We start from the raw sequence: 17528 nt of genomic DNA, 5'->3' as shown, positions 1-17528 counted from the left end.
CAGCTTGGGTTTGTTCACCACCGGAATGGAGCCATGGACTTCGAACCGAGCGCACGCGCATCCGAGTACCTCGAACGCGTGAACGCGTTCATCGACGGTCGGGTCGCCCCCGCAGAGTCGCGCTACGAGCAGCAGCGACGCGACCTCACCGCGGCTGGTACGCCTCACGAGGTGCCCGGGATCATCGAAGAACTCAAGGCCGAGGCATATGCCTGCGGGCTGTGGAATCTCTTCCTGCCACAGTCCACCGAGCCGGCACACGGCCTGGGTGTGCTCGACTACGCGCCATTGGCCGAGCGCACCGGATGGTATCCGCAGCTGGCTCCGGAGGCGATGAACTGTTCGGCGCCCGACACCGGCAACATTGAACTGCTGGACCTCTTTGCCACCGAGGAACAGCGCGAGCGGTGGCTCATTCCACTGCTACGCGGTGAGATTCGCAGCGCCTTCGCCATGACCGAGCCAGACGTGGCAAGTAGCGATGCCGGCAACATCGGCACCACGGTGCGGTTCGAGGGTGACGAGATCGTGGTCAACGGACGCAAGTGGTGGACCACCGGCGCCTTGGATCCCCGCACGGCGTTCTACATCGTGATGGGAATCAGCGACCCTGGAGCCGACCGTGCCCGGCGGCATTCGTTCGTCATCGTTCCCGTCGGCACTCCCGGGGTCTCGGTGGTACGCGATCTGAGCTACTACGGATTCACTGATCAAAACGGCCACGGCGAGGTCAGCTTCGCCGACGTTCGACTACCACGTACGAGCCTCCTGGGTACGGCCGGGGCGGGGTTCGCCATGGCTCAGGCACGGCTCGGACCGGGACGGGTCCACCACTGCATGCGCGCGATCGGAATGGCCGAACGGGGCATATCCCTGATGAAGCTGAGGGCTGCCGAGCGTACGACGTTTGGACGGCCGCTGGCCAGCCAGGGTGTGATCCGCGAGTGGATCGCCAACGCACGCATCACCATCGAACAATTGCGGCTGCTGGTCCTCAAGACGGCGTGGCTTATCGACCAGCATGGAGCACATGCCGCTCGCACCGAAATCGCGGCAATCAAGGTGGCGGTACCACGAGGAGTCTGCCGAATCCTCGACGACGCGGTGCAGATCTTCGGTGGAGCCGGGGTCAGCGCAGACACACCATTGGCGTCACTGTGGGCAGCCGCGCGGACCATGCGTATTGCCGACGGCCCCGACGAGGTCCACCTTCGGTCCATCGCCCGCGCCGAAATGGAGAGCACGTGAGCGGGCAGTCCACCTCTGCCGACCTCATCGGGATCGATCCTGCCGCGGTCGAGCAATGGTTCGCAACGACAGTGCCGGATGTGGAGCTACCGCTGTCGTTCGAGTTGCTCGCCGGCGGGCGCTCGAATCTGACCTACCGGGTCACCGATCGGGCAGGGCATTCCAGGGTGCTGCGCCGGCCGCCGGTCGGTCCACTGCGTACGGGTGCCCACTCCATGGAACGCGAATGGCGGATCCTTACCGCCCTACAAGCCAGTGCCGTACCGGTCCCGCCGACAGTGGCATTCTGCACGGATGCCGAGGTGATCGGCGCCGACTTCTATGTCATGGAGCATGTCGACGGTTTGGTCATCGACAGTGCGGAGAACGCTCATACACTTACCCATTCAGCTCGACACCGACTTGGCAGCGATATCGTGACCACCCTGGCGGACCTGCACCGTATCGATCCTGACATGGTGAACCGGCGGCGCGATGCCCCGACCCGCTCCTATATCGCCAGACAACTGGACTTCTGGATGAATCAGGTCGGCAGCCCGCCACCGGAGATCGTCGAGGTTCACCGTATCCTCAACAAGGCGGAGCCACCTCAGCGGTGGATCAGCTTGACACACGGCGACTTTCGGCTTGGAAACATGCTCGTAGCCCCGACCGGCACAATCGAGGCCGTCCTCGATTGGGAGCTCTGGACCGTCGGCGACCCGTTGGCCGACCTGGGCTGGCTCGCGGCCTGGTGGACCCTCGCCGAGGACGACGGCTGGATACCGCGGCACGCAGCAGGTTTTCCGACAGTCCCCGAACTTGCCGCCCGCTACGAGCAACTGACCGGTCGTGATACCGCCACCCTCCCCTACTATGTCAGCTTCGCACTGTGGCGGCTCGCGTGCATCGCGGAAGGTGTCCACGAACGCTACGCCGCCGGGATGATGGGGCGCCCCTCGACTCCGCTCGATGTCCTGGCCGCCCGGCCCCGGGAGTTGGCGGCTGCCGCGCGAGCTGCGATCGACTGAAACCGCGCAACACGAAGTGCACTACGCCAAAGATTCCGTCAATTTCAAGGAGAGTTCGAATGGCAAATCTAGAAGGCAAGGTCGCGATCATTACGGGATCGTCGCGGGGCATCGGCGCGGCAACCGCGCAACGACTGGCCGCTGACGGGGCCGCAGTCGTGGTCAATTATGTTGCCTCAGCGGACAAAGCGCAGGAAGTTGTCAAGCGTATCGAGCAGGCGGGCGGCAAGGCGATCGCCATCCAGGCCGACCTGGGTCAGTGGTCGCAGGCCCAGATGCTCGTCGAGAAGACGGTGAAGGAGTTCGGACGCCTCGATATTCTGGTCAACAATGCCGTACAGGAGGTGGGCCGAGAGCCCATCGAGGACGTCACCGAAGAATTCACACGCAAGCAGTTCGCGGTCAATATCCTCGGGCCGATCGCTGCGATCCAGGCCGCTGCTCCAGTGCTGCCTGACGGCGGCCGCATCATCAACATGAGCTCGTGCGTAACGGTCCATCCAGTGCCGTGGAGCACGGTCTACTCGGCGACCAAGGCCGGGCTTGAAGCCGCGACCAGGTCGCTTGCCGCCGAGCTCGGGCCGCGAAATATCACCGTCAATTCGATCGGGGTGGGATTCACCAGAACGGACCTGATCGGCACGAACACCAAAGAACAGGATGATGCTCTGATCGCGCGGACACCGCTGGGCCGCATCGGATTACCGGCCGATATCGCTGACGCGGTCTCGCTCTTGGCATCGCCTGATGCACGGTGGATCACCGGGCAACTGGTGCTGGCGACCGGTGGAATCGTTCCCTGATACCGATTCCGAGGCCGATGCCCGAAGCTGGAGTGTTGAGGCCGATCGGTTCTCGAGTTCTGACCTAGATCCCCAGACCCGGTCGCCGTGAGAATTCAGCGGCGAGAACTTACTTCCGCCAGTCCGACTTGAGGTCTCCCTGCCAGTCCGGATCCAGCTCTGCGTTGAATCGCGCCATGTCGTACGCGGCGTCGGGGATGACCTCCGCATCGCTCATGTCGCCGCTTTCGTCAAAACGTTCTGCCACCAACTCGGTGGTCAGATCGGCGCTCTCGATCCCCTTGTTGCCATATATGCCGTAGCGGCTGAACCGCCCGCCGCCGATCCGGAACAGCTCACCGGACGCGTCGCATTCTCGACTACAGAGAAATGCAATGCCCTCGGCCACCAGTTCTGGCGTGTGGGACCTGAACCAGTCCATGGCGCCGGGTTCGGCGGTGTCATCGACACTGCGGGTATAGGCCTGGGGGAAAACAGTATTCACAAGAATGCCGAGGGGCCGGCCCTCGATGGCGGCGGAGCCCGAGATGCCGATGATACCGCCCTTCGCAGCGACGTATGCCAGCATTCCCTGTTGTCCCAGCACCGTATTCGACGAAGTGTTGACGATGCGGCCGTACTTCTGCGCACGCATGAGCGGCCAGACCCGACGCATCAACATCAGTGAGCCGAGCAGATTGCTGCGGATCACGCCTTCCAGATTCTCATCCGCGTCCTCATCCACATTGTGGAAAGGACGACTGCCACCCGCATTGTTCACAAGGATGTCCACGCGCCCAAATGCTTTCGTCGCAGCCTCGACGATGGACTGCGCGCTGTCACCCGTCCCGACGGCAGTCCCGTTCGCAACCGCCTCGCCGCCGGCGGCCACGATCTCGTCCACCACCGATTGTGCTACCTCGCTGGTGCCGGGCGTCAACGTGTCGAATCCGCCGCCATAGTCGTTCACCAGCACTTTGGCACCGCGCTTGCCCAGCGCGAGCGCTGTTGCACGGCCGATACCGCGCCCAGCACCCGTGACAATCGCGACCTGCCCCTCAAAGCTCAGCATCCGTGCTCCTCAGTGGCCGTTCAGATTGCCCTGTCACTCAGAGTCAGATATCGGCTACAAGCCGAGCAACGGCGCGTAGATCGGTGGCCCCGCGGCGGCCAGTGCCTTCCGCAGTTCCGGTGACACGTCGCCGAACACCTCGAGGTCGAGGCCGCCGCCGAGTCCCGCCAGTTGACCGATCACGCCACCGGCATTCGCCAGGTGCGCGAGTACGGCCTCAGAACTGGCGTACTTCTCGAGAACCACGCACTTTGTCTGATCATCGCTCAGAAACCAGTCGTACTGAAGTGCGCCGGCTTCACCCCGCACCGAGACGACTGCCTTCTCCGCGAGGGCCTTGAACTCCTCCAGCTTCTCGCTCGCGATATTCGGAAATGTGGCTCTCAGTTGAATTTCGCCCACAGTTGGCTTCCTCTCGGTTGATCCTGCAGTCAGGGCGGTCACTACTCGCGCTTTCACGCCCTGGCCGCAGGAGCAACGCGAGAGGCAAGAACCGAGCGGCTAGTTGATGGTGATGCCCTTACGCTCGGCCACCTCGTAGGCGTCGTGTCGGTCGATCGTCGGAGCCACATCGCTCAGCTTCGTAACACCGGGCACGTCGGCGAAATCCGGACCGAGGTTCTCCGACATCATCGCCGCGAAGTTGGTGTCCATGTACATCCGCTCACCGGAAATCAGCTTCTGCTCAGGATCGAAGGACATCACGACGATGTAATTGCCGTTGACCCGCTCGCCGGAACGCGTGTTGAACGACACGTGCGCCTCACGGACCAGCGTGTTGCTGTCAATGGCGTGTACCCGCATCTTGGCTGCCACGTTGCGGGTCCGAGTGCCGGGCATGATGCGGCTGTAGGCCTCGCGGACGGCGTCGTAGCCATCGAAGGCATAGCCCAGCGTCGGGAGCTCGTAGTGGGGATTGTCGACCAAGGTCGCCATCGTGGCGTCGAGGTCCTCCTCCAGCTCGCCCTTTTCGTGCGCGAGCAGGACTTCTTCCATTTCGTTCTTGGTCATTTCCGGCATGGCCTGCGTGTCTCCTTCGATCCATCACTGGGCTGAGACCAGATCCATTCCCGACCGGGCCGTTTCCCGCTGCCAGGGGACTGCTCGACAGCGTTCGCACAGATTGGGTCGACGCCGACACTAAATAGATTGATCTACGAACATGAGCCTAATCACATCGGCATCGCGCAGTCAATGATTGTCACATCTAATCGGTCCGGCGCGCATCTTCGTTCCCGGGCCATCGGACCGGCCCGTTGACGGGGTCGCACCGCCGCCGTTAGGCTGAGCGACTAGATCAATCTATCGTCTCGCTCGGCACGGTCCGGCGCGTCGCGTCTCCAACCTCACGGGTACCACGGATGCGGACGGCCAGACCACCTGCGATAGATCCGGTCCCATTGCAGTAACCAGTGAAGAAAGTGCTTGCCCGAGACCACAGTCGCTGCGGCCTCCGCAGACGTTGTCGCTGGGAGCCCATCTAGGAGGGTGTCATGTCCGAATCTTTCAACGCGTTCGTCCTGAACAAGGGTGACGACGGTTTCACCGCCGGCGTCAGCCAGCTCACGCTCGCCGATCTGCCCGAAGGCGACGTCACCGTGCGCGTGCAGTACTCCAGCGTCAACTTCAAGGACGGTCTGGCCTGCCTGCCGGAAAGTCCCGTCGTCTACACATATCCCATGGTTCCGGGCATCGACCTCGCCGGCACCGTCGTCGAGTCGAGCAACCCACGGTTCACCGCCGGCCAGGAAGTCCTGGCAATCGGGCGCGACCTGGGCATTTCACAGTTCGGCGGGTACGCCGAATACGCTCGGCTCTCCAGCGACTGGGTCGAGCCACTGCCCGCAGGCCTGACGCTCAAGGAAGCCATGGCACTGGGCACGGCCGGGTTCACCGCGGGTCTCTCGATCCAGCGCCTGGAGGACAACGGCCTCAAGCCCGGCGACGGACCGGTTCTGGTCACCGGCGCGACCGGCGGCGTGGGCAGCGTTGCGGTGAACATGCTCGCCGGTCTCGGCTACGAGGTGGCCGCCAGCACCGGTAAGGCATCCGAACACGAGTACCTCCAGAACCTCGGCGCCAGCAAGATCCTCAGCCGCGAGGATGTCTCCGGGGCGAGCGACAACCCCTTGGAGGCCGAGCTGTGGGCCGGCGCGGTGGACCCGGTGGGTGCAGACACCACCTCCTATCTGCTGCGCACCACCCGCTACGGCGGCTCTGTCGCCACCTGCGGACTGACCGGCGGCTTCGCCATCGGCACCACCGTGTTGCCGTTCATCATCCGCGGCGTCAACCTGCTCGGTATCGACTCGGTGCAGTGCCCGGCTGACCTCCGCGCCAAGGTCTGGAAGCGCCTGGGCGCCGACCTCAAGCCGAAGAACCTGGCAGAGAGCATCTCGCATGAAATCGGCCTCGACGAGATCCCTGCGGTGACGGGCAGCATCCTCGGCGGTGGCGTCAAGGGCCGCACCATCGTCCGCCTCTAGGGACGTTCGAGTAATCAACTGGCAGTCTTGGTGGCCACCGGGCCCACATACGCGGTGGCCACCAATTTCACCATTTTGACGGTATCTGACATGAAGTCATGTCAGACTGTGAGTTCAGCTCAGAGAGGAAGACCATGGCAACAACACTCACCCTGGACCAGATGGAAGAGCTCCTCGCCATCCACGAGATGGCCGAGTTCAACCTCGACATCGACGGCACACTGGCAACGCTGGTCGAGAACCCCATCTATGAGTTCCCAGGGCTCAATTGGCACGTCGAAGGCATGGGCGCGGTCAGGGAAACCTACGTTCGCCTCCTGCACGGCGGCGATGTGCGCAACTTCTGGGCGGAGAAGCGCACGCACGCGATCACCGCCGCCGGCAGTCTCATCCGCGAGGCGCACGTGTTCTTCGACGACGAGAACGGCGTCCGGACCACCGGCAGCTACAACGTCGTGATGGACTTCGAAGGTGACAAGATCAAGGCCGAGCGGATGTACATGGACACCGGCTTCGCCAGGACGGTGGCCCAGTTCTTCGGCCCCGACTTTGGTGAAATCCCCGGCGTTTCCCGGTTGACGGATAAGTTCCCGCCGCCGGTGCCGCGGCTGGACCGCGCCGCCGCGCATGCGGCCGACTCGAATCACTAGATACCACAACAGGACGTCGTAAGGCCCGCCATCGGTGACATGGCGGGCCTTATGGTTCGAGGGGTGTGTTTGGTGAGAGAGTGGATAGTCAAGCTCAACACCATCGACGGTGGCGCAGCAGACGCGCTCCGCGTGATCGAGCACTTCGACACCCTGGTTGACGAACGGTGTTCGGCGCTGGCCATGCTGAGGGCAGCCGCCTCGCTGGCTGATTGTCCTGTGGGACTGGAAGATCCGGAACGCGGCCTGCGGGTGGGCGTCGACTCCGCCGGTCGCGCGGTCAACGAGATCCCCCCTGGGACCGCCTCACGTCAGACCGAGCGATTCGAGGACATCACCGTCTGGCTGGACCGAGACGGTCCGCCGTGGTCCTTGGACCACCTCATCCTGGAGCGGTTCGCGCGCAGCCTGCACGCGGTCAAGAAGGCCCGCGACACCTCCCCGGTAGTGGCCGCCACGCGCATTGCGTGCGCGCCTGACGCCTCCCCTGCCGACCGCGACAACGCGCTGCGTCAGCTGGGGCTCGGCTCGACGGTCACCGTGATAGCTACTCACCTGACCGACGCCCGGCGCATGCCCCGGGGCCTTGTCATCGACGCGCACCAGATCCACCTCTCGCCAGCGCCGTTGGCACATAACCGCATTCCTGCCGACATCGCTGCCGGAATCCATACCTGCGCCGGCGCCGACATCCACCGGGAGTGGCGACACGCGGTCACCGCGCTGCGGATAGCGGTCGACCTCGCCACCGGTAATCACACGCACGTGCACTTTGGCGAGCTCGGCAGCATCGCCACCCTCATCGAGAACATCGACCCGGAAACCGCCGAACAAGCTCCCGATGTGCGCCGGATGATCGAGCTGCAGGCGGAGCGACCATGGGTGGTGCCCACCCTGGAGGCATTGCTGGGTCATACCAGCCTCCGCGAGATCGCGCGATCACAGAATGTGCACCACTCCACCCTCCGCCAACACATCGCATGGCTGGAACGCCGGCTCGGGTACAGCCCGCTCAGCAGCACCGGATGCGCCCGCGTGAGCACCACGTTGACGCTTTGGCGTATCGCGATGGCCGCCGAACGGATTCACGTATCGAACCCATCCGCTACCGCCGGTTGTCGGCAACCAACGCAGTGATCGCACCCATTGGCGGCTGTCGTGTCGGGCATAGAGCTTGTTCACTGGATGATGAAGGAGGTTCTTCATGACCCAGACCGCTGACACATTCGGCCCGGCGCCGATACGCCCACCGTATGATCCCGAGCTCGTACCCGGGCTTAACGCGATTCGTGCGTCCGTACCGCCGCTCACCGACGAAACGCTGGAGCAGATGCGCGAAATCACCAGCGCGGCGATACCTGGCCGGGATCCGATCGACCTGACCGCGGGCGGACGAGTCCAGGTGGATGAGCTGATCATCCCGACCGCCGAGGCCGACTTGCCGCTCGTCGTGCTCACTCCTGCCGAGGGAGACGGCCCCTGGCCGTTGATCTACTACCTCCACGGTGGTGGAATGGTCGCCGGCGGACGCCACCTTGGTCTGGATGACCACATTTCGCACGTGGTCAACGGGAGCGCGGTCGTCGTCTCGCTCGAATACCGGCGCGCACCCGAGCATCCCGACCCGGCGCCGATCACGGACTGCTACGGGGGACTTCGCTGGTGTGCCGACAACGCCGGCCAGCTGCGAATCGACCCTTCACGCATCATCGTCACCGGTACCAGCGCCGGCGGGGGGCTCGCCGCAGGCATCGCACTCATGGCCCGCGACAAGGGCTTCCCGCACGTGAGCCACCAAGTGCTCGTCTGTCCCATGCTCGACGACCGGTTCGAGACCCACAGCTCCCGCATGCTTGATGACGACGGAACCTGGGACCGCAACGGCAACTTGTACGGCTGGACCGCATTGCTGGGTGCCCGACGCGGCACCGAAGACGTTTCGTATTATTCGGCGCCGGCGCGAGCCAAGGACTTGTCCGGGTTGCCACGTACCTTCATCGATGTCGGATCCGCCGAGGGCTTTCGTGATGAAGCCGTCCGCTACGCGATGAAGCTGAGCGAAGCCGGGGTGAGCGTGGATCTGCACATGTGGGGCGGTGGCTTCCACGGATTCGAGAACATCGCGCAGGCGGCCGTGTCCCAGGCCTCGTCCGCCACCCGCGCCGAGTTCTTCCGTCGAGCGCTGGAACTCTGACCGCTCCGAGTCAGACGGATGACGCCACTCCGGGGCCATCCGTCTGACTCGGCTCATCGACCCGACCCTTTACGCCGCGGTCGCGGCGAACTGGGTGTCAGTCCGTCTTGATGAGAATCTTCGCGCCCGTACCGTTGCGCAGGGCGTGGATCGCATCGACGATCCCGCTGAGCGGAATCTCCTCCACCCAGCCGGTGGTGTCATACACCCCCTCGGCCATGGCGGCGATGACGGCATCGAATTCCTCGGGTTGATAACCCACCGCACCGACGATCTCGGTCTCACCCATCATGAGCATGGTGGGTTGGAATTCCATTGGGTGCTCGTGAAGCGCGACGACGACGAGCCGGCCACCGGCGGCCAGACCTGCCAAGCCCGATGTGATCGCGGCGGCGGCTCCGGCAGCATCGATGACTGCGTCCACCCCGGCCCCACCGGTGAACTCGGCGATCACCGCGGCAAGGTCGTCGTTCACCGGATCAACGACGTGCGCGCCCAGTGCGGCAATGATCGCCCGGCGCTCCGCACTGGGCTCAGAAACCAGCACGTTCTCCACTCCACGCGCCTTGAACGCAAACCACGCGCCGATGCCGATTGGACCGGCTCCAGCGACGAGTGCGCTGCCGCCGGGTTGAACACCGCTGCGCACAACGGCGTGCCAGCTGACCGCCATCGGCTCGACCAGCGCGCCAAGCCGCAGGTCCACATTCTCCGGTAAGAGGTGCAGCTGCGACACATCGACCGTCACGAATTCAGACAGACCACCGCCGGGTGCATTGGCACCGATCGAGCCCATCAGCCTGCAGGAAAAGCGCAAACCCTTACGGCACGCCACGCATTCACCGCAGGAGGCCGCAAGCGGGTAGACGGCGGCACGATCACCGACCTTCACACCGGTCACAGCCTCTCCGACCTCGACCACTGTACCGGCGAACTCGTGACCCAGAGTCTGCGGAATACACGCGCCGGTGAGCGGATGCGGCTCGTTGAGATCGAACGGTAGCGCTTCAGGGTAGAAGTAGAAGTGCAGATCGGAGCCACAGATCCCCGAATACGCATTGCGCAACTTCACTTGCCCCGGCCCGGGACTGGGTTCCTGCACCTCCTCGACACGGAGGTCTTCCTTGCCATGAAACTGCGCGGCTTTCATCTACGACTGCCTTCCCTATGACTCCTATGGCGTCAAGCCCGTCAGCCAGACCGTGTCGGGGTCACCTGAACCCGACCAAGTTGACTGCCGGCCCCGCGCTTCGCGTTGCCATCTCGAGTTTACTAGATTGATCTACTAACTGTTTCGGTCGCCAGCCGAACCCAGATACCGGGCTTGTCTACCGACGCCTGCCGAGAAGCTTTGCCACCCAATCATTCCTGGTGGCGATTGCGGCCTGGGTGACGGCCACAGCATCGTGCTCGAACTATCCACGCCGGAGCCCTGCGCAAGTCCTCGATCGTGTCCAACGTGACATTGGGTACCTGATCGCGAACAGCGGCGAGTATCGCTTCCAACTCCGGGTCGAATGGCAACTTATCGGTGGCACTGAACATCCGGACTCCAGGAAATCTCGTTGCTGCGTCGATGCACACGGACTCCACCATGCTCGTCGGCCTACTGACCGACGGATACCCGCCAAAGGCCGGATATTACGACCGGTCCCGCCGCCATTTGGTCACCGAGCCGTCATCGATGTTTCCACCGCCAAGTCGCCGATCGCTCGATCATGGAGTATGCGGTACCCGATCGAACGCAAAGCCGATATAGCCGTCGGCCGCTACCCTGTCACACCACGTCCGGTACGACCCGACACCGCCGACGTAAATCATGAAAACTCGGGGTTTACCGGGGACATTCGCACCCATGTACCACGACGCCGCCTGCGGGTACAACGTCTTGGCGGCCAGGCTCGCCGTGCGCCGCACCCAGGTGTCCTGCGCCTCGGCAGTCGTCTCGACCTCGGTGTACCCGTGTTGATCCAGGTGCTCGATACATGCGGTGATCCAGTCGACGTGAGCCTCGATCTCGACTACGACGTTCGAGAGGACCGCCGGGCTGAGCGGCCCGGTGATGATGAACATGTTCGGAAAGCCGGCAATCGCGAGGCCCATGTTGGTACGCGGGCCGTCCTCCCACTCTTCTTTCAGGGAGCGGTCGCCGCGGCCTCGGATGTCCACGGCAAGCAGAGCACCGGTCATTGCATCGAATCCGGTGGCGAAGATGATCGTGTCGACTCGGTACTCGCGTTCGGTGTTACGCAACCCGTCCGCGGTGATCTCCACCAGGGGGTGTCGCTGCACATCGACCAGGTGAACGTGATCGCAATTGAATGTGCGGTAGTAATCCGTGTCCAGGCACGGCCGCTTCGTTCCAAAGGGATACGTACGGGGCGTGAGGATCTCAGCGGTTTCTGGGTTCTCGACGATCTCGCGGATCTTGTCGCCGAGGAAGTCTGCCACTGTCTTGTTGGCCTCGGCATCGAGCAGGATGTCGGTGAAGGCCCGCACGATTCCCGGCAGGTCGGCTTTGTCCCAGGCCGCCTGGTAGGCGGCGGTCCGCTCCTGATCTGATACAGCGAGTGCCGAGCGGGTCGCCGGCACTCCCGGATCGCTGATCCTCGCTTTCTCCCGCCACTGCCGATAGGTCGCCTTACGTTCTGCTATCTCGTCGGCGGTCAGTGGCCGATTACGGGCCGGCAACGCGAAGTTCGGTGTGCGCTGGAAGACGATGACCTCGTCGGCCTGCTCCGCCACCAACGGAATCGTCTGGATACCGGATGAGCCCGTCCCGATGACCGCGACCCGTTTACCGAGGAAGTCGACCGGGTCGTGGGGCCAGTCGCTGGTATGCAGGATCTGACCCGAGAATCGCTCAGCACCAGGAATTTCCGGCACTTTGGGTACAGACAGACAGCCCGTGGCCATGATCAGGAACCGTGCCCGGATCACGTCACCGCGGTTGGTCGAGACCGTCCAGCTGTGTGTCGAATCTTCGTACACCGCACTGGTGACCCGAGTCGACAGACGGATGTGCGGCCTCAGCTCGAACCGGTCCGCGACGTGGTGGATGTACCGGAGAATCTCCGGCTGCGTGGCGTACTTCTCCGACCACGTCCACTCTTGTTCGAGTTCTGGCGAGAAGGAGTACGAATAGTCCATGCTCTCGACATCGCATCGGGCACCGGGATAACGATTCCAATACCAGGTGCCACCGACGTCATCGCCCGCCTCGATGACCTGCACGGTGTATCCGCTCCGACGAAGGGCGTACAGCTGGTACAGACCGGCAAAGCCCGCACCCACAACGACAACGTCGACTGCGTCACGCATTCAATTCTCCTGGTTGTTCGATCGGTGGTCGGTGCGTCAGAGGACCCGGCTGCGGCCTCGACATCCGGCCGTCCGAACACACGACGGCGCTGCATCGTCATCTCTAAGCTATATATGATTGGACTATAAGGTAGGCAGTGCGAATCGCCGTTGTCAATATCGCACGGTCGACCGACCAGACGATGGACACCTCAGGAAAGCGCGGGGTGCGGCCCGCCCACAAGGACGGGACAACAGCGCATCCGCGACGACGCCAGGAAGAACCTCCGATACGGACGGCCCCGGGTGTTCCCCGCAGCCCTACGCAGCGCTGGATCAATATAGATGCCGCTCAGCGGCATTCGTTACAGTCGACTAGCCGAGAACATCGACCACGGTCTTGGCTCCGTGTCGCTGTATGACGCGCTTGCCGGCTTCGGCCAGTTCATGGCGCCAGAACTCGGCAGCCGCTTCGGCTTCACCGGCCTCGATGAGCGCGAAAGCGCGCCGGATACTCTTGACCCTGAGGGCACGTTGCTTGGGGGTGAATCCGGTGCCGATATCCCTCATCTCACCCGCCAGGACATACTGCAATGTCCCCCACAACAGTGCCAGCGTCTTGTTACCCGACAGCTCGACCAGCCTCTGGTGGAAACGAAAAGTCGCCGCGGGATAGGCATCAACATCGTCGGTGAGCTGCCCCTCGCGCTCGAGCAGCTCGGAGAGTTCCGCCACCGCCTGACTGCGGTTCCGCAATCCAGCCAGCAGCCGAACTGCCTCGGGTTCGATCGCCACTCGCGCGGCGAACACATCAGCAAGGGTGACCTGCTCGGCCTGCATCACCAGACCCAGGTAATTGGCCGCCACCGATACGCTCGGCCGACACGCCCGCACGCCACCCTGATTGCCGCGACGAACGACGACCAACTTCTCCGATTCCAGAATCCGCAGTGCCTCCCGCAACGACGGGCGTGACACACCGAATCGCGCCATCAAGTCGGCCTCGGTCGGCAGGAGGTCCCCGTCGAAGAGTTCATTACGGATGATGTCGCGACGCAGCGCACTCGCCACCACATCAGCAGTCTTCGGAACCCGAACAGTGCTGTCAGATCCAGGCGCACCAATTGACATCGGTACAGCCTAATCTACTAGCGGATTGCCGCACGGGACGCCGTTGCGGGTGCCCGGACTCAGCGGTGCGCTCGAATCCACGTGTCGTAGCTCCTGGTCGTCCAAGCACCGACCACCCGGCTGGTGAGCTCCTGCGGAGCGTGGCGCAGCAACGCCGCAACCGCACGATCGGGGTTACTCGCGTACACGACGCCTTTACCCGAACGAGCCGCAGCCAAACTGCGCTGCGCGACTCTGGACGGCTCGGCGATCAACCAGGATGGAACCGCGCGAAGGTTCTCTCCCGCCAGCGTGTCGTCCTCGATGAACGCGGTCCGGGTGAATCCGGGACACACCGCGGTGAACGTCACCCCCGTGCCTCGGTACTCCTCGGCGAGCGTCCGGGTGAATTTCAACAGAAAGCTCTTGGTCGCCGCGTACAGACTGTAAGTCGGAGACGACGGATAGAACGCTCCAAGCGATGACACATTGATGACTGTGCCCGATTTGCGCTCGAGCATGCTCGGCACAAGGCGCCACACCAGCTCGGAAGGCGCCGCCAGCATCGTGTTCAGGAAACCCTTCTGCGCACTCCACTCCCGCTCTACATATCTCCCTTCCAACGTGAAGCCGGCATTGTTGATCAGCACCTCGATCGGGCCGACCGACTCGGCGGCGGCGACCAGTTTTGCCGCGCCGTCGTCCTCGGAGAGATCCGCACGAAGTGCCACCGCCTGCACTCCATGGCGCTGCCGAAGTTCCTCGGCAATGCGTTCGAGCTCATCGATCCGTCGCGCGGCGACGATCACGTCGCGGCCGTCTGCCGCGAGAGCCCGGGCGAACTCCAAGCCGATTCCCGATGACGCACCGGTGACCAGCGCCCACGTCTTGGGACCCATCAGTTGACTCCCGCTGCGGCAGTGGATCTCGCACGCCAGGCTTCGATCAGTTTTGCGTTCTCCTGCGGAGTCGTTCCATAGAATGTGATTTCGTCGGCTCCGGCTTCCCGATAGGCCGCAAGGGTGTTCACGCATTCGTCGATCGACCCGAATGCTGCGGTCTCCCGCATCCATTCCTCGGGAACGTGACGCGCCGGCTCCAGTAGATCGGCGTGGGTGAAGGTCCGATCGACCGTGATGCCCTCACGCACTTGGCGGAAGAGCGGATGATTGCGCAGTTCGGTCATCACGCTTTCACTCCAGCCGTTGTATTCCTTGTAGATACGGAAGCTGGTGGGCCCTGACGCGACGTAGTTGACGAACCGGCCGGCCGTCTGGATCAAGGTCCGATCGTCGTCGAGTTCCGGAGCGGTCACGACCGGTTGGCAGATACGAATCGAATACGGATCCAGGCCAACGCGTTCCCGCTCCGTCCGGATCCAGCCGACCGCGTTGGCAACCGCTTCCGGTGTCAGGAACGGGGTGAACATCACCCCGTCGGCGAACCGGGCAGCGGTGCGGCACGCCCTCGGACCCCCGAGCATGATGCTCCAGATCTCTGGAGGGGGCCCGTCAAGCGGGTCGGCCATGCGCAACTCGCGAAAAGATCCGAGCTCACCGTCGTAGCTGACCGACTCACCAGCCCAGAGACGCCGAATGATGTCGGCGTACTCGACCAGCGCCGGATACGAGGCCTCCCGCATGCCCTGGTCGACGAAGTGCGCTGCATCGCTACGCCCCAGACCGAGAATGAATCGGGGACCGTACATCGCCTGCATGGTGGCCGAGAGGGCAGCCGTCACCAGCGGGTGACGTGAACCGACGGCGAGCGCGGCGGTGCCGATGCCGATGGTGTCGGTCAACGCCCCCACCCCGCCGAGCAACGCGCCGGCCTCTTTCAGGTCGTACCGCTCGGACACGAAGACCCGCCGGAAACCGAGACGTTCGGCATCCACGGCTTCCGTCAGGGCATCCCGTGGAGTGCGCACCCGCCCGGTGACCAGCATCGTGCTCAGATCCTCGACCGCCGTCTCCGATGCAGTGTCTTCCACATTGCCTCCTAATTCGTTCATGCCCGCGCGACCAGCGCGAAGCCGGATCCGATCAATCGAGCCTCGTTGTGTAGGCGCGACTGCAACAGCTGACGGACGGCGTCCTCGGCTACGGTGTCAGCCCTTGCGATCGACGCTTCGGCTGCACAGGAAAGGATCTCGCCGGCCAGCGCGTAACGCCGCACCGTGCTGGCGTCCGTTGGGCACTGATTCAGCGCAGCCAACGCGGCAGTCAGCGCAGCATCTTCCGTCGACCAGGTGAACCGATCTGCCATATCGGTGATTTCGGCGATCTCAGCGCGCATGAGCTCCTCTTCGAGATCCACCCGATTGGCGCTGGCGTTCAACACGGCGACCATCATCGCGATCGCCTTCTGTGTGGTGGCATCGACCGCAGTGGGCATCTGCCGATCGAGGTCAGCGGCGACCGCACGGACCGCCTGCGACGCTGTCGGTGTGGTGATCATCGCCTGCCCCTCTCGGTCGCAGTGGTCGTCGCATCGATGAGGGCGGCACGGAAACCGGTCAAGCCCAGGGCCACATAGGCAATATCAGTTGGTACGGCGCGCGCACCGGCTGCGGCACCGAGAGGCTGGAGGAAACGCACGACGCCCTCTATCGCACTGATGATGGCGAAGTACGCGATGGTCTGACGGTTGACGGTGTCTTCGCCGAGGCCGGTCGCGGCGCGGTACGCCTGGTGCAGAGTGCCGTAATGCTCGGCAAGAGGATCGACGCCCGACACCGCACCAACGATGCCCAGATAACCGAGGTCCTCCCGTGGATCACCGATGCGCGCCAGCTCCCAGTCCAACAACACCAGGTTGCCGTCGTCTTGCAGCAGGACATTGGACACTTGAAAGTCGCCATGTACCAATGTGAGTGGAAGCTCAACAGGTCGGTTCGCGTCGAGCCAGGACACCAGGTACCGCAACACCGGGTCGCCGCCCGGAAAAGCACGCTCAGCCTGCCGCAGTTTGCCGATACGACCGTCGATGTAGTCCGACCAACTTGGCGGTGACTCGAGCTCGGCCGGGAGGACTCCGACGGGGATGGCATGGACGGTGCCCGCAAGGTCGCCGAGCTTTCGGGCGAGCATGGCCCCGTCGGCCTCTTCCGGCGGTACCCGAGACCACGGCGATCCGCACACGTAGTCGACCAAGAGAGCTGGTGCACCGGTGATCTCGCCGGCTTCGTCGAACCACCGGGGAACGGAGATCGCGACCCCACCCACTTTGGCCAAGGCTTGCAGCACCGACCACTCCACCGCTCGGTCGGTGTCGATCATCGCCTGCCCCACCGGGTCGCTGCGCAGCACGAGTTCGTCGGGCTGCCCACCGATGTCGAGCGTGACGCGACACATCTGACGGCTGTACCCGCCACCGATCGGACGAATATCCACCACGCGAGCCGACGCATGCCGTTCGTCGTGCCGAGTGAGGAATCGGATGAGCCGGGCACCCAGCCCTTCTGCCGATTCATACTCGCCAAGCCCGGACTCAGCCATGCGCCACGTCCTCCCTACACCGAGGCAGGGCGGAACCTCTGCCGCCCCGCTAACCATTTGATACGTATCAGTGTCAGATGCGCGATAGTGCGAACGCACCAGGAACCGTCGAGATGCGGCTCGACTTGTTCACATCACTTCTCACCAACCTCGAACGACGGTAGATTGGAATACCAACC

At 63.6% G+C, this 17528-nt stretch carries 17 protein-coding genes; 7 read left to right on the top strand and 10 right to left on the bottom strand.

Going from position 1 to position 17528, the window contains the following annotated elements:
• Positions 1–33 precede the first annotated feature (33 nt).
• Genes ACLBYA_RS08085 through ACLBYA_RS08075 form a run of 3 tightly spaced genes read left to right on the top strand, consistent with a single transcriptional unit; the run spans position 34 to position 3061 of the window.
• Positions 34–1248, top strand: a complete 1215-nt coding sequence (locus ACLBYA_RS08085) for an acyl-CoA dehydrogenase family protein (protein ID WP_447708864.1) — start codon at positions 34–36, stop codon at positions 1246–1248.
• Positions 1245–2258, top strand: a complete 1014-nt coding sequence (locus tag ACLBYA_RS08080) for a phosphotransferase family protein (RefSeq protein WP_447708863.1) — start codon at positions 1245–1247, stop codon at positions 2256–2258. The genes ACLBYA_RS08085 and ACLBYA_RS08080 overlap by 4 nt, the downstream gene beginning before the upstream one ends.
• A 59-nt stretch (positions 2259–2317) precedes the next feature.
• The gene (locus ACLBYA_RS08075) at positions 2318–3061 is read left to right on the top strand and encodes a glucose 1-dehydrogenase (RefSeq protein ID WP_447708862.1); all 744 of its coding nucleotides are present in this window, start codon (positions 2318–2320) and stop codon (positions 3059–3061) included.
• A gap of 109 nt (positions 3062–3170) precedes the next feature.
• Here the strand turns inward: ACLBYA_RS08075 and ACLBYA_RS08070 are convergent, their stop codons facing one another.
• From ACLBYA_RS08070 to ACLBYA_RS08060, 3 genes are all read right to left on the bottom strand, one after another.
• Positions 3171–4112 (bottom strand): SDR family NAD(P)-dependent oxidoreductase, encoded by a 942-nt coding sequence (locus ACLBYA_RS08070; RefSeq protein WP_447708861.1) that lies wholly within the window; start codon positions 4110–4112, stop codon positions 3171–3173.
• Between the two features lie 54 nt (positions 4113–4166).
• The gene (locus tag ACLBYA_RS08065) at positions 4167–4514 is read right to left on the bottom strand and encodes a putative quinol monooxygenase (RefSeq protein ID WP_447708860.1); all 348 of its coding nucleotides are present in this window, start codon (positions 4512–4514) and stop codon (positions 4167–4169) included.
• A gap of 99 nt (positions 4515–4613) precedes the next feature.
• The gene (locus ACLBYA_RS08060; protein ID WP_447708859.1) at positions 4614–5132 is read right to left on the bottom strand and encodes a hypothetical protein; all 519 of its coding nucleotides are present in this window, start codon (positions 5130–5132) and stop codon (positions 4614–4616) included.
• Between the two features lie 473 nt (positions 5133–5605).
• Between ACLBYA_RS08060 and ACLBYA_RS08055 the strand changes: the two genes are divergently transcribed.
• From ACLBYA_RS08055 to ACLBYA_RS08040, 4 genes are all read left to right on the top strand, one after another.
• On the top strand, positions 5606–6598 hold the full coding sequence (locus ACLBYA_RS08055; protein ID WP_447708858.1) for an acrylyl-CoA reductase family protein: 993 nt from the start codon (positions 5606–5608) through the stop codon (positions 6596–6598).
• Positions 6599–6732: 134 nt separating this feature from the next.
• A complete protein-coding gene (locus ACLBYA_RS08050) occupies positions 6733–7248 on the top strand; it encodes a hypothetical protein (protein WP_447708857.1) in 516 nt (171 codons plus the stop codon).
• Between the two features lie 63 nt (positions 7249–7311).
• On the top strand, positions 7312–8385 hold the full coding sequence (locus ACLBYA_RS08045) for a hypothetical protein (protein WP_447708856.1): 1074 nt from the start codon (positions 7312–7314) through the stop codon (positions 8383–8385).
• 67 nt (positions 8386–8452) lie between these two features.
• Entirely contained in the window at positions 8453–9442 is a 990-nt protein-coding gene (locus ACLBYA_RS08040; protein ID WP_447708855.1) for an alpha/beta hydrolase, read from the top strand.
• A gap of 97 nt (positions 9443–9539) precedes the next feature.
• Here ACLBYA_RS08040 and ACLBYA_RS08035 read toward each other — a convergent pair whose 3' ends face one another.
• The 7 genes from ACLBYA_RS08035 to ACLBYA_RS08005 form a co-directional block, all read right to left on the bottom strand.
• Positions 9540–10592: an alcohol dehydrogenase catalytic domain-containing protein gene (locus ACLBYA_RS08035; RefSeq protein ID WP_447708854.1), complete on the bottom strand. Its 1053-nt coding sequence runs from the start codon at positions 10590–10592 to the stop codon at positions 9540–9542.
• A 566-nt stretch (positions 10593–11158) separates the two neighbouring features.
• On the bottom strand, positions 11159–12763 hold the full coding sequence (locus tag ACLBYA_RS08030; RefSeq protein WP_447708853.1) for a flavin-containing monooxygenase: 1605 nt from the start codon (positions 12761–12763) through the stop codon (positions 11159–11161).
• A gap of 354 nt (positions 12764–13117) precedes the next feature.
• Positions 13118–13816 (bottom strand): FadR/GntR family transcriptional regulator, encoded by a 699-nt coding sequence (locus ACLBYA_RS08025; RefSeq protein WP_447708852.1) that lies wholly within the window; start codon positions 13814–13816, stop codon positions 13118–13120.
• A 116-nt stretch (positions 13817–13932) separates the two neighbouring features.
• Positions 13933–14751: an SDR family NAD(P)-dependent oxidoreductase gene (locus tag ACLBYA_RS08020; RefSeq protein ID WP_447708851.1), complete on the bottom strand. Its 819-nt coding sequence runs from the start codon at positions 14749–14751 to the stop codon at positions 13933–13935.
• Positions 14751–15797 carry a TIGR03857 family LLM class F420-dependent oxidoreductase gene (locus ACLBYA_RS08015; protein ID WP_447708850.1) on the bottom strand — a complete coding sequence of 349 codons (1047 nt, stop codon included), beginning with the start codon at positions 15795–15797 and terminating at the stop codon, positions 14751–14753. The genes ACLBYA_RS08020 and ACLBYA_RS08015 overlap by 1 nt, the downstream gene beginning before the upstream one ends.
• Before the next feature lie 62 nt (positions 15798–15859).
• Complete coding sequence (locus tag ACLBYA_RS08010) at positions 15860–16204, bottom strand: hypothetical protein (protein ID WP_447708849.1); 345 nt, start codon at positions 16202–16204, stop codon at positions 15860–15862.
• 101 nt (positions 16205–16305) lie between these two features.
• Positions 16306–17349 carry a phosphotransferase family protein gene (locus ACLBYA_RS08005; protein ID WP_447708848.1) on the bottom strand — a complete coding sequence of 348 codons (1044 nt, stop codon included), beginning with the start codon at positions 17347–17349 and terminating at the stop codon, positions 16306–16308.
• Positions 17350–17528: the final 179 nt, after the last annotated feature.

Source organism: Mycobacterium sp. C31M (assembly GCF_053345865.1).
The sequence above is the reverse complement of the archived record's forward strand: the minus strand, read 5'-3'. Positions and strand labels throughout refer to the sequence as shown.

Excerpts from the sequence above, each read along its gene's own strand:
- ACLBYA_RS08010 (WP_447708849.1), bottom strand. The coding sequence starts at position 16,204 with ATGATGGTCGCCGTGTTGAACGCCAGCGCCAATCGGGTGGATCTCGAA.
- ACLBYA_RS08055 (WP_447708858.1), top strand. The coding sequence starts at position 5,606 with ATGTCCGAATCTTTCAACGCGTTCGTCCTGAACAAGGGTGACGACGGT.
- ACLBYA_RS08050 (WP_447708857.1), top strand. The coding sequence starts at position 6,733 with ATGGCAACAACACTCACCCTGGACCAGATGGAAGAGCTCCTCGCCATC.
- ACLBYA_RS08070 (WP_447708861.1), bottom strand. The coding sequence starts at position 4,112 with ATGCTGAGCTTTGAGGGGCAGGTCGCGATTGTCACGGGTGCTGGGCGC.
- ACLBYA_RS08040 (WP_447708855.1), top strand. The coding sequence starts at position 8,453 with ATGACCCAGACCGCTGACACATTCGGCCCGGCGCCGATACGCCCACCG.
- ACLBYA_RS08075 (WP_447708862.1), top strand. The coding sequence starts at position 2,318 with ATGGCAAATCTAGAAGGCAAGGTCGCGATCATTACGGGATCGTCGCGG.
- ACLBYA_RS08020 (WP_447708851.1), bottom strand. The coding sequence starts at position 14,751 with ATGGGTCCCAAGACGTGGGCGCTGGTCACCGGTGCGTCATCGGGAATC.
- ACLBYA_RS08005 (WP_447708848.1), bottom strand. The coding sequence starts at position 17,349 with ATGGCTGAGTCCGGGCTTGGCGAGTATGAATCGGCAGAAGGGCTGGGT.
- ACLBYA_RS08060 (WP_447708859.1), bottom strand. The coding sequence starts at position 5,132 with ATGCCGGAAATGACCAAGAACGAAATGGAAGAAGTCCTGCTCGCGCAC.
- ACLBYA_RS08030 (WP_447708853.1), bottom strand. The coding sequence starts at position 12,763 with ATGCGTGACGCAGTCGACGTTGTCGTTGTGGGTGCGGGCTTTGCCGGT.
- ACLBYA_RS08085 (WP_447708864.1), top strand. The coding sequence starts at position 34 with ATGGACTTCGAACCGAGCGCACGCGCATCCGAGTACCTCGAACGCGTG.
- ACLBYA_RS08035 (WP_447708854.1), bottom strand. The coding sequence starts at position 10,592 with ATGAAAGCCGCGCAGTTTCATGGCAAGGAAGACCTCCGTGTCGAGGAG.
- ACLBYA_RS08015 (WP_447708850.1), bottom strand. The coding sequence starts at position 15,797 with ATGCTGGTCACCGGGCGGGTGCGCACTCCACGGGATGCCCTGACGGAA.